Raw genomic sequence first — 14821 nt, 5'->3', positions numbered from 1 at the left:
TTCTTTACATTTCAGAACACATACACAGTTAAAAACAAAAAAATAAGCCAGTCACAAGACCAGCTTTTCTTTAGAACATCGGATTATCTTCAAGAAATTGATAGATATGATCCACCAGCTCTTCGGGTGTATCCCCTGTTACGACTTCCCCATTGACGAGAGCATAAAAGGATTGGGCGCATTTTCCGCAGTAACCCAGGCATCCATACTCAATGACATCAAGGTTTGGGTCTCTCTCTAATATCTCAAGCGCTTTTTGCGCACCACTAGCAAGATTGCTTATACAAAATTCTATAATTGGTTTCAATTCTATCACCTCACTACTCTTTGTTATGCTATCTTTTTTTCTCATTATCGTCAATCATTTGATTCCATGTAATGGTATAACAGATTGTGAACATTTTCGCTTATTTCTGTTGTGAAAACGCCACTATTTCGATATACTTTTAATGTTAATAGGTTTACTAATGTAATAATTGCGCGAATTATGCTTCATATTGAAAATGCTTACTTTTTCAGGACCCGTTTCGACGTGAAAGTCCTTTCAATCCCGTCCCATACTATTTATGGGATATAAATCACATACAAACACACTATTTCATTCATAATGTAGAGTGCAAAAAAGGGGAAATTTTTCATGAAACAATTAGTGCTGCTTGGCGGAGGATATGGGAACATGCGCGTTCTTCTTCGCTTACTACCCAACCAATTACCTGAAGATGTATCGATTACCCTGATTGATCGAAATCCTTACCACTGCCTTAAGACGGAATACTATGCTTTAGCCGCTGGTACGATTTCAGATCAACATGTACGCGTATCATTCCCGGAACATGCCCGTTTATCCTATGTGTACGGAGATATTTCCGGAGTCGATATGGAGAACAAACTCGTCCATATGAAAGATCAAGACCCAGTGCCTTACGATGATCTAGTCATTGGACTTGGTTGTGAGGATAAATATCATAATGTACCTGGTGCAGATGAACATACGTATTCCATTCAAACGATTGAAAAGTCCCGTAAGACCTACCAAACCCTATGTAACCTTCCGGCTGGTTCCATCGTAGGAATCGTTGGAGCCGGTTTAAGCGGCATAGAGCTTGCGAGTGAGCTTCGTGAAAGCCGTTCTGATCTGAAAATTAAATTATTCGATCGCGGCCCCCGCATTCTCAATGCCTTCCCTGAACGTCTAAGCTCTTATGTTCACAGTTGGTTCGATGAGAATGATGTAGGCATTGTCAATGGCTCGAATATTACAAAAGTGGAGCCAAACACCCTTCATAACCATGAAGAACAGATTTTCTGCGATGCCATCGTCTGGACGGCGGGGATTCAACCAAGTAAAGTCGTTCGTGATATGGATGTTGAAAAAGATGCTAGCGGTCGCGTCATTCTGACAAAGTATCATAACCTGCCACAGGATGAAAATGTGTACGTGGTTGGTGACTGCGCAAGTCTTCCTCAAGCTCCAAGTGCTCAACTAGCTGAGGGACAAGCAGAACAAATCGTGACAGTTTTACTTAAACGTTGGAAAAACGAAGAGCTCCCTGCCGAATTACCTAAGATCAAACTAAAAGGAATTCTTGGTTCACTCGGAAAGAAACATGGTTTCGGCCTGGTAAACGAGCGCTCCATTACAGGTCGTGTCGCTCGATTGTTGAAATCCGGTGTGTTGTGGATGTATAAGTATCATAATGGATGATGTAAAAAAGAACCGCGATTGGGTGCGGTTCTTTTTTTTGGGTGCAGCTCTATAACCATTGAAAAAAAATTAACCCAATCAGAAAAGCCTTTTTCAATCCCCACCAATTAAACCGCTTTATACCCATACTTTTCAAGCTCAGAGTAAATCGTTTTTAGACGGGGATTCCCTTCGCCGACAATATTTCCTTCTAACAGGACAATCGGATAAAACATATCCTCTTCGATCACTTTTGAAGCAAATTGCTTTACGACTTCATCTTCAGGAGGATTGTGAATATCTACATATTTAATCACGAAGGGCTGGTTTGGATACTTTCGACTGACAGCAGCCTCAAGCCATTCGTACGTTTCTTTCGATGATGGTAAATTCACGCAGCTTGGACAAAGTATTTCTGCCCCATATACGTAAAGCTCAACAGGTTTACGATTCATTTCCCTCTCCCCTTTGTTTTCCCTCTCTTGTTTATTTTACAAAAAAAGCAGCCTGGTTGGAACGATAATATGTGAATTTTAGTTTTCATTTCGTTATTAAGGACAAACCCATGTAAAAAAACTGATTCTCCCTGAAGAGAATTGACTGACATAGGTCTATTGGGGTAACACTGGGGAAGCTTGATATGGGTCGTATCGACAATGTGAAGTTTTCCGAGATTCAAAAATACCTGAAAATTAGAAGCACAGAGTGGATTGTAGCGGAAGGCACTTGACTCCTGCGGGAAGTAGAGGAAAGGAAGTGCCTGGAGCGGAAAGGAACGGTCCATGTTTTTACACTACACTCATGGTAATTTCACTTTTCTTGGAGTTACTCAAAGTCAGTGGGATTTCCGTAATAAACCATTCCCAAAAAAGAAATTCCCAATAGTTTGCAGGTTGATAGATTTTTTGTGAATATGTCATTATAATAGAGAGTAAGGAAAGGAGTAGATAATTATGGCTGAAAACGAAATGATTGCACCAGTTCAGGAAGTATTAGATAAATTACGTCCGTTCCTACTTCGCGATGGTGGAGACTGTGAACTAGTGGACGTTGAAGACGGAATCGTTAAATTACGTCTTCTAGGTGCTTGTGGAAGCTGCCCAAGTTCAACAATCACGCTAAAAGCAGGGATCGAACGCGCTTTAGTGGAAGAAGTTCCAGGTATCGTTGAAGTAGAGCAAGTATTCTAATTCAATTCACGTTAAAGCCTAAATCCTTCATCGGATTTAGGCTTTTTTCATTGTACTTCCGTCTTCGGTTGATCTCCTTTTAAAACTGCCTGAATGTTCTCCACGCATAAGGCCATCATTTCATAACGCGTTTCTTTCGATGAACTGCCGATATGGGGGATGGCGACAACTTGATTTAATGCAAGAAGAGGATGATCGGCATCAATCGGCTCTTCTTCGAATACATCCAATCCGGCACCTGCAATGTCACCCCTCTTCAATGCTTTTTCTAATGCCTCTTCATTTACAATCGCGCCACGAGCTGCATTGATGAAAATTCCTGTTTTTTTCATTCTAGTGAATTGTTCTTCCTGGAACATTCCTTTTGTTCCCGCATTCAGTGGAGCAAGTACAACAACGAAATCCGACTGGATTAAAAGGTCTTCAAATGTTGAATATTGTACTCCAAGTGCTCTTTCCGCTTTGTGCTTCCTGGAACGATTATGATAAAGAACATTCATATTGAATCCCTTGGCTCTTCTGGCTACCGCTTCACCGATGCTTCCCATTCCGACGATTCCAATGGTTTTGTGATGAATATCCATGCCGGAAAGAAGAAGGGGTGACCAGCTTTGCCACTTTCCTTCTTTAATATAGCGATCCGCTTCAACGATTCGTCTTGCCGTCGCCATTAACAGAGCAAAGGTTAAGTCAGCCGTAGTTTCCGTTAGGACATCCGGCGTGTTGCAAATGGTTACGCCAAATTCCTTTGCCGCTTTAAGGTCTATATTGTCATAGCCCACCGCAAGATTGGCCACGACCTTCAAAGAAGGAGATTTCTGCAATAGCTCCTTGTCTATCCGGTCCGATAGCATAGTAAGTAAAGCAGTAGCTCTCTCTGCTTTACGGAGTAGAATATCCCTTGGCACCGGAACATCCCCATGTTCCCACATGTCGACTTCAAATTCGCTCTGCAATGGTGTAATCACTGATTCAGGCAATTTTCTCGTAATGTATATGGATGGCTTCATATGTATCCCCTACCTTCACTTCACTTTCCTTCAGTTTAGCATAAAAGTGAAGGTATAGAGGGGGAGTAAAGTCTGCGAAGACATTGATAGTTTAAAGCCATGCAACAAGGGGAATTCCCCATTTTTTCACCGGAACTTCGGACATATGATAAAAGTCGGACAGAAATGACTCATATTGATGAGAATTTTTCAGATAGTTCTCCAGCTTCTCTTCTACTACCTTCTTCTTCTGCTCAGAATCTGAAATATAATATTCCTCGATGCATTCGAAATAATGAAGGGGGAACAGAAGTCGTGAATACAACAGTCTCCATGAGAATGGTGAAAGTGGGGTAATGGATTCATACTCTCTCATAAATTCCTGAAGCTCAGGATGAAACGTTTGGCTTCTCATGAAATATCTTTCTCTCACCCACTCCGCTATGTCCCGGCTGCAGTGATCGAACACCCACTGAAACGGAAAATGAATGCACACCTCAGTCCCCCATGTGGATTGAAGAAAACGTTCATGGCAAATTGTGCCTGCATCCTCTTGCTCCGGGTCCTCATCAAGCTCCGTATCTACCAAGTACTGAATGGCGTTTTCTGACAAAGCACTGTAATATGGATAGCTCTCAACAAAACGACGCTCAAACTCATCAGCAGGCTGATCCTGGATAACCTGATAGTACGCTTTCTCTAACTGGGCCAGCCGCTTTTCCCACAGACTCTTCCACTGGCCCATACGATTTATTTTCTCCACCTTTTCTTCAAAGGTCCGTCCCCTGAAATGGAATTTGCTTAACTTTCTTCCCAGCTTTTTATCCGGGGGGGATTGGATGCTTTCATTTCGCAGCACCACAAAGTCTTTATCTTTTTCTACAACAAGAAATCTTCCTTCGTTGTTAGGGACGAAGGTTGAAACATGGCGATCCCCCTGACTTTTAAGGTGCCCTGCCAATTTGTAGAGTTCCACTAAGGTTTCTTGTTCCATATTCGTTACGCCGACAATACTATATACTAACCCCCCAACCAAATAGCGATTCATCATTCCATCAAAGAATGCCCGCTCTGGATGCAATCCAAAATGATTGATTAATATTTCTTGAGACATGTTGATCTCTCCTATCTAAAGTGACCGTTTTTCTTTTTTTGCAGGGTGACCTGTGTCAAAGAAATTCTTTTCATATTGTCATTTTCCTTCACTTTGAAGGACACACATTATATGAATATAACCTTTAAAGACATTTATGAATATCTGAAACTGGAGATGGGCAAGAATGAGAGTAGGAGCTATTATTATGTCTATTTTTTAAATAGGAATCATATGTGTAAAACAAGGCTTCGTCTAATCGAAATAGGGGTTTTATAATCTTTCAAGGAAAAGGTGAATAGGATGAAGGATAAAGAATCAATGGATTTATTAGAGAAAACGGCACGTAAATGGCTGCATGAAAGAGGAGTGGAGATTGAAGATATCGCTCAATTGGTCATGTACCTTCAACAAAAATATCATCCTGATCTTGAACTAAAGGAATGCGTCTATAATGTTGAACGTGTGTTAACGAAGCGAGAAGTACAGAATGCGATTCTGACAGGTATTCAACTTGATATATTGGCTGAAAAAAAGATGCTTGAAGAACCGCTTCAAGCGATTATTGAAGTAGATGAAGGACTATACGGTGTGGATGAAATCCTGGCCTTTTCGATTGTGAATGTATATGGATCGATCGGATTTACAAACTACGGATATATCGACAAGCAAAAACCTGGAATTCTGGAGAGGCTAAATGATAAATCATCTGGTATGTGTCATACCTTCCTGGATGATATTGTCGGAGCTATTGCAGCGGCTGCTTCCAGTCGTTTGGCACACAGGGCGAAATGCGCAGAATGAGGTTGAATAAGTATCCAAATCAGACGACATGGGTCGTCTGATTTTTTAGTGATAGAAGAAGTGGATAAATACGCTAACAAAATAATCATACTGTATTCCCTAAAAGATTACATACTACATATAAATAGATCCTTTTAACTAACTTTATTATTGCACATCGATGAATAGTTTTATATAATTACAACTATAGTTGTAATTAACATCAATATAGTTGTAACAAGACTTCTGAATGAATGAACAAACACCAGATAAAGGCAATCACTTTTATTAGATTCGACAGAATTTCACATACTACATACGAAGAATAATTGAGGTGAAATCCTATCCGTATTCTAAGTGACCAATCCCTTATTGATGTCTATAAGAAAGCAAAACAGTTAAAACTCAGTAATGAATTTATCATTCTGATCGAACAAGAAATTAAAAAGAGAAAATTAGTTCATTAAAGAATCGTTTGGTTGTAGATGTCTTCGTGTTCCTCGCAAGTCGGCATGATGTCTTCCCACTGTATGTCCAAAGCACACACGATGGCATTCAGCTTGTTCAGGGACGGGTTCGCCTCTCCCTTTTCAATCAACGAAATATAATTAACCGTTAATCCACATTTGTGACTTAATTCTTGTATGGTGATCTCTTTTGCTCTTCTATGGTGCCTTATTTTCTTTCCGACAAGTCCTGTAACTGTGATACTCATTACCTCACTACCCTTTTAAAAATTCTTTAGAAATGACGTGGAATGTTTCGAAAATCAATTAAGAAACAGTGACTTTCATTCTTAAAGTTGCTTGCATTCGTAAAGAATAGTTAGAAATTGAAAAGGTATCAATGCTAATAGTTCCCTACTATCTTAGATGTTTACCCTTGTTGCATACCTTTACACTTCATTTCGTAATATTTTTCAAGAAAAATCTTTATATTCTTATTATTTTTCAAATCCTGTCTTCCTAGTCCTTCTGAGTACTCAAATATGTGTATTGGAAAAGTTAGTTAGAGGAAAAAACACATAATACTTTAGGAGTATAATTTTCGTTCCTGCTATTATTATACACACCCACTATCTATAGAGGCATAGATAGTAGTAAAAAAGACCATTACAAAGGTCCTTAAGTATAAATAGTATTTTGATTACATCTTTTAACACTAGTTCTATTTTACTTATACGAACGAGGGTTGTCTATTATGAATATGTTACTAATTTAAGACATTTTTTTATTTGAGTACTAAGAAGGGTTTAGAGGAAGTGGAGGCTATAAATACGCCCCCACTTTTTATTATATATCCCATTCATCCAACGTTTCAATTGTATAGGTTGGCTGAATATGCTTCGAACTCAAAGCTTCTTTGGTTGTTACACCTGTATGAACAAGCAGTGTATCAAGTCCGGCGTTTATCCCGGCTAATATATCTGTATCATAATTATCCCCAACCATTAACGTATCTTTCTTAGGCACCCCTAATACTGATAGCGCCTGCTCCATAATGATCGATTCAGGCTTCCCGATAAAGACCGGTTCAGTTTGTGTGGAGACTGTGACAACTGACGTAAGGGAACCGTTCCCTGGAAGCAACCCTCTTTCAGTCGGAATCGCGATATCTCCATTGGTTGAAATAAAGGTAGCTCCATTTCTCACACCTAAACAAGCGAGAGATAGCTTCTCATAATTAATATCACGATCAATCCCCACTACCACGAAATCAGGTTTCTCATCCTGAAGAGTGATGCCGTTCTCTTCCAGTGCCGAACGGATTCCTTCTTCACCGATGACATATGCCGTTCCATTTGGCTTTTTCTTCGCCATATATTGAGCTGTCGCCATTGAAGTAGTAAATACCTGTTCCTTCGTGGCAGGGATATCAAATGACTGCAATTTTTCCGCAACCTGTTCCGGTCTTCTCGAAGAATTATTGGTGACAAACAGATAAGGTAATCCCTTTTCTTGTAATCGTTTAACAAAATCTCCTGCTTCTTCGATTTTCTCTTTTCCTTTATACATTGTTCCATCTAAATCAATTAAGTAACCTTTATATTCTTTCATTGTATACCTCCATATGCTTGTGTATAGTATGTCCAAATACCGGTACTGCCTTTGCTATTTCCGGTAAAATGTATTCCATAAATAAAACAAAACGCTTCCTATGAAGAAAGCGCTGTCAAATGCTGATTAATTTTTAAATGCAGACACAGGTCCCAGTTCATTTTCAAGGTAGCTGCGAACCTGTTGGGGAAACTTCTCTAATGAGTGGAATACCTCGTTTAAAATCGTATGTAATTGCTCATGATGAATGGCTGTATACTCTTGAACAAGAACCTTACGCTCTGCAACAAGTCGTTTAAGATCCTCACTCATTTTTTCACAAATTACCTTTTCATCCAGAAGTATATCAATAATATCCTCATAGCTTCCTGGATCTCTCATAATGAAACCGTCTATCATACTGTTTCCTACATCGAGTACAGATTCAATAATCGTATGAGTCATTCGCTCCAAAGCTAATTTTTCTAATGTCCCGCCCCATTGGTCATGTTCACTAACAGTCTTTAACTGCTCATTCATATACAATAATATTTCCTCTATCTTTTCTCTATCTACGAAATACATGGTGCACCCCTCTCTATGAACGATATCCTCCCCTTTATTTTAACATATTTCCCTCACTGTCATACAGATACATCCTGCATTTCTCAGCTCAGTTTGTTATGATGAGATAAGCAAAAAAAGAGGAGGACATCGTCATGAGTGAACGATTTTATTTATACGATGATACAGAACATACAAAAACACGCTTTGTGAGTTTTATGGGAGAAAATCAGCGGTACGACTTAGCAATTACACAAACAGATCGCTATTACGGGAAATCTTTAGTATTAGACCTTCAAGGCAGTCGATTTGCGATCGTCGGCAGGGATGACCTTGATGAACCTGGATATGTGGAGAGTGTATTCAAGCTAACGGAGGAAGAAGCCGATGAATTGAGGGACTTCCTAGGAGAAATCATTATGTAGTCGTTAACAGCGCACTATTAAGAATGAAGTCCACCCCACTCTCACATACTACAAGTATGAAAGGTGGGAGATATATGAGTAAAGAACCAAGAGACAAGGAAGAAGAAGTATATAGTGATTTTTCCAACGTTGAAACATACCGCAACTTTGTCCTGCCAGAAACATTGCCAGAAGGGCCATATGGCTCTCCCCGAGGAAAGCATACTCCCGTTGAGAACAAAAGCACTCCTTGGAAAGAAGGACAGCGATATTACAGTGCTTTCAACTATGAAAATAAATCACTTCATCAGGATATCCCACGTCAGGAGCCTGGATCACACCCTGTTCATGCAGATCCCGATGTGAATGAAGAACCTCCATATACTGAAAATAAGTAATATAACAAAAGGAACAAACTGGACTGTTTGTTCCTTTATCACCATTATTTATTGACTTTTTTCACAAGAAAATAAGCGCAGCCAAAATTACAGTATTCATACAAGTAATCCTTATGTGTACTCACCTTTGTGTCAAAAGAGGCTTTTTGATTATGATCATCAAAGAATCCTTTTAAGCGAAGCTGACCATATCCCCAATCCCCAAGGATAAAGTCGTATTTACTTAAGATGTCGCTATATCTTTCCTTAAATGCTTCCTCGTTGAATCCGTCTCTAAATTCCTCAACGATTTCGTAGCATGTATTCTGCACACAAATCATCTTGTCCACCCACTTTCATTTCCTTATCTTAAATTATAACGGATTGTCCATTAATTACTATGAAAAATTGTCATAAGACATGGTCACCCTATCAAATAGGGGGTGTTTAACTTGAATAAATTCATTCTGGGTACAACTGTACTGAGTATTGCACTAATCGGAACTGCTTGTGATGGAATTGACACGGCCAATGAAGAAATGTATCACGACAATGGAAATACCATTAACGTGAATGACCGGGAGGACCTGTACAACGAAAATAGTTGGACGAAAAAAGGAGCTCACCGCGGTGAGGATTTCGGCTATGTTCGCCAACAGAAAAGTCCCACAGGTGGTCAAACCATTTCCACAAAGGATATGTACAGCATTAATCGAGAACAAGTAGCCGACTCAATCAGCAAAATGAGTGTCTCACTTCCAGGCGTCAAGGATTGTTCCACTCTTGTCACTGATGAAGAAGTGCTGATTTCATACGTAACGGACAAAAAGGATAAAGATGGCCGCTTTGAAGTAGCCGACCAAGTAAAGAAAACAGCCATGTCGGTTATTCCCCGTTGGTACCATGTATATGTGACCGATGACAAGAGCCTGATGCGCAATGTAGAAAACCTGGCAAAAATGGATAGCGATAGCCGTAATGCCAACACAGCCATTGATGATACCATCAACCTTATGCTGCAGGATTCTCCTCAGGGAAGAAATGTAGACGCAGGTGAAAATCCAAATGGTGAAATGACATCTGAGAAATACGAGATGCAGGATGACGATGTCCACAAAATCAATAAAGACCGCCAAAAGCGAATAGATAACACAAATAATGTCGATTAAATAGAAGACAGTAGAGACAGGCATCATACCTTGCAGGATTTGCGTCTCATGTCATACTCTTTGCTACAAAAAGGACTGACTGTTAGAGATCTTCTCCTTCAAGTCAGTCCTTTTATATATGAAAATTATGCCTTTTGAACTTCTTGCTCACCGGCTGCTTGTCTTGCTTTGGCAGCTGCATTAACTTGCTCATCTGCATGGTAGGAAGAACGAACGAGTGGTCCTGCTTCACAGTGACTGAAGCCTTTTTCCATCGCTGCTTCACGTAGTTCAGCAAACTCATCAGGGTGATAATATTTCTGTACCTTCAAGTGCTTCTTAGATGGTTGCAGGTATTGACCTAAAGTCACAATATCAACATGATTTGCACGCAGATCATCCATTGTTTCAAGAATTTCTTCCTTCGTTTCCCCAAGACCAACCATGATACTTGATTTTGTTGGGATTTCCGGATTTAATTCTTTTGCACGACGCAGGAATTCCAATGTGCGATCATAAGTAGCTCGGGCACGAACTCTTGGAGTCAAGCGACGAACGGTTTCGACATTGTAGTTCATGATGTCTGGCTGTGCATCCATCAATGTCTTGATATTATCGAAAACTCCACCCATATCGGATGGTAATACTTCTATGGAAGTAAACGGGCTCTTACGACGAATGGCACGAACCGTTTCAGCAAATACATGCGATCCACCATCTTTCAGGTCATCACGTGCAACAGCTGTAATAACTACGTGCTTCAGGTTCATTAATTGAACAGAATCTGCAACGCGTTCTGGTTCTTTCAGATCTAATTCAGTTGGAAGGCCTGTCTTTACTGCGCAGAAACGGCATGCTCGTGTACAAATATCTCCAAGAATCATGAATGTAGCTGTTCTTCTAGTTCCCCAACATTCATGAATATTAGGGCAACGAGCCTCTTCACATACAGTGTGAAGGTTGTTTTCGCGCATCATTTTCTTCAAGCCCATATAGTTATCATTCGTATTCAGCTTAATTTTAAGCCAATCCGGTTTACGAATGTGTTCATCTTTCTTACTCATACCCCTCATCTCCAATCCTAAATAATTCTGACTTAGGCAAAGAGTGAAACGCTTTCTAAATCGTTCATCTTATGTAAAAAAAGCCATCATCAATATACTCCTTTTGTCACTTTATCATACTAAAAAAGTGAAAACAAGCATGTGATACCCTATTACCATTTATTGATGATTATGAATCCCGATGAACGATACAAACTAGAAGTAGACCCCTAAAAATGGAGGGATTATTTTGAACAAACGATTGGTCTTAGCCTTTGTGGCTTTTTGCATGTTGATAAGCCCTTGTCAAACCTTTGCTGCAGAAAAGCTGACAGACGAACAGATTCACACGAAAAGGATGGAGTTATTTCAGAAAAGCGAGGCTCTGACTCATATTCCCTGGTACTATCTTGCCGCTGTTGATCAGTACGAACGCAGTCTACGGTTTGCCCGCAAAGATAGGGAAAAGCCCTCTTCACTTATATCGATCTATATGGAGCCGGAAAAATGGATCGGCCCACTGAATCCTAACCAGGAAGATGACAATCCTGAAACGATAGCCCTATTCAACGGGATAGGCCGGGATGGAGACTTCGATGGAAAAGCCAGCCTGAAGAGTGATGAAGATATACTTGCTGCTTTGACAGATTTTATATTACGGTACGGAATTGACCGGGATAATTTCAAGCTTGCTCTGTGGGACTATTACAAACGTGATAAAACGGTCAGTATCATCATGGGAAATGCAAAAATCTATAAACAATACGGGACCATCCATTTAAACCAGAAAGCCTTCCCCCTTCCCCTCAGATTCAACTACAGTTACCGAAACACTTGGGGTGATGCCCGTGGTTGGGGAGGAAGACGTATTCACGAAGGGACGGACCTCTTTGCTGATTATGGTGTACCTGTAAGAGCAACATCGTATGGAATCATTGAGATGAAAGGATGGAACCGATATGGAGGCTGGCGTATCGGCATTCGGGACATTAATAATACGTATCATTATTTTGCCCACCTTAGTGGTTTCTCTAAAGATCTTCATATAGGTCAAGTGGTGGAACCGGGAATGGTTATTGGCGGTGTCGGGAGCTCTGGATACGGCCCCCCTGGAACATCAGGGAAGTTCCCTCCTCATCTGCATTACGGAATGTACAAGGATAATGGTTTGACGGAATGGTCCTTTGACCCTTACCCTCACTTACGAATGTGGGAGCGTCAAGATAGAATCAAAAGCAAAAAACGTTAAAAAAGCAGACAATGGTTTAATCCATCGTCTGCTTCATCTTTTTACTCTTTATACCTGTTTTTTGGATTTGGAAACAGCGTTCATGATACTAGCTGCTAATCCACCCCAGATGATGACCATTCCTACAACCATCATTGTAATAGCGCTACCTGTCATGTTAGCTTACCTCCTTATAGCTATCAGCTTCTGTTTTGGCATGCCAGCGTTTGAATGAGAAGGCAACACCTGCAAGGATCGCGAATCCTGCAACAAACCATCCACTGTAAAGGATGAAGGCATCTGAGTAACCTCCATAGTTCCCGGTTTCAGTTTCAAATTCTCTTAATAAATTCATTTTGAATAAGCCGAACATCATCCACCCTAGAACGATTGGTGTGATGACACCTAAGCATACCTTCCACCAGGCACCAAGCTGAATATCCGAGATTCCATTAGCGTGAGATTGGAAAGCACCTAACTTACGCAGGAACCAGGCAATCACTACTACTTCAACTAATCCCACGAATGCTACACCAAACTGGTTGATAAAGTAATCTGCCGCATCCAGGAAGAGTAATCCGCCCTGAGTGGCAAATAAGATTGAGATGATCGCAGAAAGACCTCCACCGAATAGAACCGCTTTCGTACGGGAAATTCCGAACTTCTCAGAAACCCCTGCTACATACGTTTCTGTAATCGAGATGAGTGATGATAGTCCTGCTAACACCAGGGAAGCAAAGAACAGGAAGCCGAATAAACCGTTAAGAGCCGGGAATTCGTTAATGATTTGCGGGAATACCACAAACGCCAATCCAACTCCACCGCTTACTACTTCCTGCACTCCTACACCTTGAGAATGAGCCATGAAACCTAGAGCAGCAAATACCCCAATACCTGCAAGTAATTCGAACCCTGAGTTACTGAAACCTGTGATGAATGCATTATTTGTAATATCCGATTTTTTCGGAAGGTAACTGGAGTACGTAATCATAATCGCAAACGCAATGGATAAACTGAAGAAAATTTGTCCATATGCCGCTACCCAAACACCAGGGTCAGCTATTTTGCTGAAATCCGGTTTGAAGAAAGCGTCTAAACCATCCAATGCTCCAGGCAATGTTAAAGCGCGAACAACAATTATTAAGAATAAAATAACTAGTGCCGGAATAAAGATCTTATTCGCTACTTCTATTCCCTTCTTTACACCTTTGAAAAGAATTCCTAATGTAATCACCCATACTAGTACAAGTGGAATGAATACTCCAGGAACGATACTTCCTGTCTGACCAGGATCAACCGTAAGCTTCAAATAGTCGTTGAATAAGAATGACTCTGTATCCTTCCCCCAACCTAAATTGAAAGAAAATACACTGTACGACATCGCCCATGCGATAATGACGGCATAATAGGTAGAGATGACAAATGCGATTAATACTTGCCACCAGCCAAGCCACTCAAATTTCCTATTGAGACGGAAATAAGATAGTGGTGCCGACCCACGGTACTTATGACCTAACGTAAATTCAAGCACTAATAATGGAATACCTGCTGTAAGAAGAGCGAATAAATAAGGAATAAAGAATGCTCCTCCACCATTTTCATACGCTACTGCTGGAAAACGCCATATGTTTCCCAAACCGATTGCTGACCCGACAGCAGCTAAAATAAATCCTGCTCGTGTTCCAAACTGGGCACGTTTCTCCATGTTGGTCCCCCCTAGTTCTTTCCAACTACCATAATAAGGTATTTGAAATTTTTATATTTTCAGATTATTTATAATCTAAAGTCAGTATAGCTAGTTCCACGCCAATTGTCAAAGCTATTTTGAAGCTTTTAAAGAGATTTTTTAAAATTGGAGCAGGTACTATTTCACTATAAGGATTTTGTCGAAACATGAAGGATTGATGATCGGAAAGATTTAGTTGGGTTTTGGGATACCATCACGGGTTTTTAATAAATACCTAACATCAAGTACGAATGCATAATAAAAAACCAGAAGCCAATGTAGAGAGACCTAATAATATGAGACTGAATAAAACACCTTCAAGTAGTAAATAATTCATTTACATTTGGAGGTGTTTTTTCTATGGGTAATAAAATGTCCTATCCAGAAGAAGTTAAGAAAGAAGTTGTCCGTTTAAAATTAGAAGGTAAACATTCAAATCAAGAGCTAATGGAGATGTTCGGGATTAAGAATCGATCTCAGATTAAGACCTGGGTGAAATGGTTCAAGAATGGTGAGGCTCATCGTTTTGCTCAACCTCTTGGTAAACAATATTCTT

The 14821-nt window shown here is 40.2% G+C and carries 20 protein-coding genes; 9 read left to right on the top strand and 11 right to left on the bottom strand.

The features are described from left to right. Positions 1-70 precede the first annotated feature (70 nt). A complete protein-coding gene (locus F0342_RS19830; RefSeq protein WP_149157579.1) occupies positions 71-352 on the bottom strand; it encodes a YuzB family protein in 282 nt (93 codons plus the stop codon). Positions 353-637: 285 nt separating this feature from the next. On the opposite strand from F0342_RS19830, the gene F0342_RS19825 reads away from it, so the two are divergent. Continuing rightward, positions 638-1705 carry an NAD(P)/FAD-dependent oxidoreductase gene (locus tag F0342_RS19825; RefSeq protein WP_149157578.1) on the top strand — a complete coding sequence of 356 codons (1068 nt, stop codon included), beginning with the start codon at positions 638-640 and terminating at the stop codon, positions 1703-1705. Between the two features lie 107 nt (positions 1706-1812). Here F0342_RS19825 and F0342_RS19820 read toward each other — a convergent pair whose 3' ends face one another. Next, on the bottom strand, positions 1813-2139 hold the full coding sequence (locus tag F0342_RS19820) for a YuzD family protein (RefSeq protein ID WP_149157577.1): 327 nt from the start codon (positions 2137-2139) through the stop codon (positions 1813-1815). Between the two features lie 498 nt (positions 2140-2637). Between F0342_RS19820 and F0342_RS19815 the strand changes: the two genes are divergently transcribed. Next, entirely contained in the window at positions 2638-2874 is a 237-nt protein-coding gene (locus F0342_RS19815; protein WP_034763763.1) for a NifU family protein, read from the top strand. Positions 2875-2921: 47 nt separating this feature from the next. On the opposite strand, the gene F0342_RS19810 is transcribed toward F0342_RS19815, so the two are convergent. Beyond that, entirely contained in the window at positions 2922-3884 is a 963-nt protein-coding gene (locus tag F0342_RS19810; protein WP_149157576.1) for a 2-hydroxyacid dehydrogenase, read from the bottom strand. A gap of 91 nt (positions 3885-3975) precedes the next feature. After that, entirely contained in the window at positions 3976-4977 is a 1002-nt protein-coding gene (gene yutH, locus F0342_RS19805) for a spore coat putative kinase YutH (RefSeq protein WP_149157575.1), read from the bottom strand. A gap of 282 nt (positions 4978-5259) precedes the next feature. Between yutH and F0342_RS19800 the strand changes: the two genes are divergently transcribed. Continuing rightward, entirely contained in the window at positions 5260-5760 is a 501-nt protein-coding gene (locus tag F0342_RS19800) for a phosphatidylglycerophosphatase A family protein (RefSeq protein ID WP_113968983.1), read from the top strand. 323 nt (positions 5761-6083) lie between these two features. Further along, positions 6084-6206 (top strand): sporulation histidine kinase inhibitor Sda, encoded by a 123-nt coding sequence (gene sda, locus F0342_RS19795; RefSeq protein WP_149157673.1) that lies wholly within the window; start codon positions 6084-6086, stop codon positions 6204-6206. On the opposite strand, the gene F0342_RS19790 is transcribed toward sda, so the two are convergent. The 3 genes from F0342_RS19790 to F0342_RS19780 form a co-directional block, all read right to left on the bottom strand. Then, positions 6203-6454: a helix-turn-helix domain-containing protein gene (locus F0342_RS19790; RefSeq protein WP_149157574.1), complete on the bottom strand. Its 252-nt coding sequence runs from the start codon at positions 6452-6454 to the stop codon at positions 6203-6205. The genes sda and F0342_RS19790 overlap by 4 nt on opposite strands. Positions 6455-7031: 577 nt before the next feature. Next, entirely contained in the window at positions 7032-7796 is a 765-nt protein-coding gene (locus F0342_RS19785) for a TIGR01457 family HAD-type hydrolase (RefSeq protein WP_149157573.1), read from the bottom strand. Positions 7797-7922: 126 nt separating this feature from the next. Next, a complete protein-coding gene (locus tag F0342_RS19780) occupies positions 7923-8360 on the bottom strand; it encodes a DUF86 domain-containing protein (protein WP_149157572.1) in 438 nt (145 codons plus the stop codon). A gap of 134 nt (positions 8361-8494) precedes the next feature. On the opposite strand from F0342_RS19780, the gene F0342_RS19775 reads away from it, so the two are divergent. Further along, positions 8495-8764 (top strand): DUF3055 domain-containing protein, encoded by a 270-nt coding sequence (locus tag F0342_RS19775; RefSeq protein ID WP_149157571.1) that lies wholly within the window; start codon positions 8495-8497, stop codon positions 8762-8764. Positions 8765-8838: 74 nt separating this feature from the next. Then, positions 8839-9141 (top strand): cytosolic protein, encoded by a 303-nt coding sequence (locus tag F0342_RS19770; protein WP_149157570.1) that lies wholly within the window; start codon positions 8839-8841, stop codon positions 9139-9141. Between the two features lie 44 nt (positions 9142-9185). Here the strand turns inward: F0342_RS19770 and F0342_RS19765 are convergent, their stop codons facing one another. Then, positions 9186-9461 (bottom strand): YutD family protein, encoded by a 276-nt coding sequence (locus tag F0342_RS19765; RefSeq protein ID WP_113968994.1) that lies wholly within the window; start codon positions 9459-9461, stop codon positions 9186-9188. Between the two features lie 111 nt (positions 9462-9572). On the opposite strand from F0342_RS19765, the gene F0342_RS19760 reads away from it, so the two are divergent. Further along, positions 9573-10289, top strand: coding sequence for a YhcN/YlaJ family sporulation lipoprotein (locus tag F0342_RS19760; protein WP_395940707.1), 717 nt, complete (start codon positions 9573-9575; stop codon positions 10287-10289). Positions 10290-10414: 125 nt separating this feature from the next. On the opposite strand, the gene lipA is transcribed toward F0342_RS19760, so the two are convergent. Beyond that, a complete protein-coding gene (lipA, locus tag F0342_RS19755) occupies positions 10415-11332 on the bottom strand; it encodes a lipoyl synthase (RefSeq protein ID WP_149157568.1) in 918 nt (305 codons plus the stop codon). 268 nt (positions 11333-11600) lie between these two features. Between lipA and F0342_RS19750 the strand changes: the two genes are divergently transcribed. Beyond that, positions 11601-12560, top strand: coding sequence for a M23 family metallopeptidase (locus tag F0342_RS19750; protein WP_149157672.1), 960 nt, complete (start codon positions 11601-11603; stop codon positions 12558-12560). Positions 12561-12608: 48 nt separating this feature from the next. Here the strand turns inward: F0342_RS19750 and F0342_RS19745 are convergent, their stop codons facing one another. Both F0342_RS19745 and F0342_RS19740 read right to left on the bottom strand, forming a co-directional pair. Further along, positions 12609-12716, bottom strand: coding sequence for a methionine/alanine import family NSS transporter small subunit (locus F0342_RS19745; protein ID WP_082197501.1), 108 nt, complete (start codon positions 12714-12716; stop codon positions 12609-12611). 1 nt (position 12717) lies between these two features. Then, the gene (locus F0342_RS19740; RefSeq protein WP_149157567.1) at positions 12718-14244 is read right to left on the bottom strand and encodes a sodium-dependent transporter; all 1527 of its coding nucleotides are present in this window, start codon (positions 14242-14244) and stop codon (positions 12718-12720) included. Positions 14245-14625: 381 nt separating this feature from the next. Between F0342_RS19740 and F0342_RS19735 the strand changes: the two genes are divergently transcribed. Then, the coding region (locus F0342_RS19735; RefSeq protein ID WP_149157566.1) for a helix-turn-helix domain-containing protein at positions 14626-14821 on the top strand (196 nt) is incomplete at its 3' end.

Source organism: Bacillus sp. CH30_1T, from assembly GCF_008364765.1.
Lineage (GTDB): Bacteria > Bacillota > Bacilli > Bacillales > Bacillaceae_B > Rossellomorea.
The sequence above is the reverse complement of the archived record's forward strand: the minus strand, read 5'-3'. Positions and strand labels throughout refer to the sequence as shown.

Coding starts and splice junctions, on each gene's coding strand:
- F0342_RS19830 (WP_149157579.1), bottom strand. CDS start 352: ATGAGAAAAAAAGATAGCATAACAAAGAGTAGTGAGGTGATAGAATTG.
- F0342_RS19825 (WP_149157578.1), top strand. CDS start 638: ATGAAACAATTAGTGCTGCTTGGCGGAGGATATGGGAACATGCGCGTT.
- F0342_RS19820 (WP_149157577.1), bottom strand. CDS start 2,139: ATGAATCGTAAACCTGTTGAGCTTTACGTATATGGGGCAGAAATACTT.
- F0342_RS19815 (WP_034763763.1), top strand. CDS start 2,638: ATGGCTGAAAACGAAATGATTGCACCAGTTCAGGAAGTATTAGATAAA.
- F0342_RS19810 (WP_149157576.1), bottom strand. CDS start 3,884: ATGAAGCCATCCATATACATTACGAGAAAATTGCCTGAATCAGTGATT.
- yutH (WP_149157575.1), bottom strand. CDS start 4,977: ATGTCTCAAGAAATATTAATCAATCATTTTGGATTGCATCCAGAGCGG.
- F0342_RS19800 (WP_113968983.1), top strand. CDS start 5,260: ATGAAGGATAAAGAATCAATGGATTTATTAGAGAAAACGGCACGTAAA.
- F0342_RS19790 (WP_149157574.1), bottom strand. CDS start 6,454: ATGAGTATCACAGTTACAGGACTTGTCGGAAAGAAAATAAGGCACCAT.
- F0342_RS19785 (WP_149157573.1), bottom strand. CDS start 7,796: ATGAAAGAATATAAAGGTTACTTAATTGATTTAGATGGAACAATGTAT.
- F0342_RS19780 (WP_149157572.1), bottom strand. CDS start 8,360: ATGTATTTCGTAGATAGAGAAAAGATAGAGGAAATATTATTGTATATG.
- F0342_RS19775 (WP_149157571.1), top strand. CDS start 8,495: ATGAGTGAACGATTTTATTTATACGATGATACAGAACATACAAAAACA.
- F0342_RS19770 (WP_149157570.1), top strand. CDS start 8,839: ATGAGTAAAGAACCAAGAGACAAGGAAGAAGAAGTATATAGTGATTTT.
- F0342_RS19765 (WP_113968994.1), bottom strand. CDS start 9,461: ATGATTTGTGTGCAGAATACATGCTACGAAATCGTTGAGGAATTTAGA.
- lipA (WP_149157568.1), bottom strand. CDS start 11,332: ATGAGTAAGAAAGATGAACACATTCGTAAACCGGATTGGCTTAAAATT.
- F0342_RS19750 (WP_149157672.1), top strand. CDS start 11,601: ATGTTGATAAGCCCTTGTCAAACCTTTGCTGCAGAAAAGCTGACAGAC.
- F0342_RS19745 (WP_082197501.1), bottom strand. CDS start 12,716: ATGACAGGTAGCGCTATTACAATGATGGTTGTAGGAATGGTCATCATC.
- F0342_RS19740 (WP_149157567.1), bottom strand. CDS start 14,244: ATGGAGAAACGTGCCCAGTTTGGAACACGAGCAGGATTTATTTTAGCT.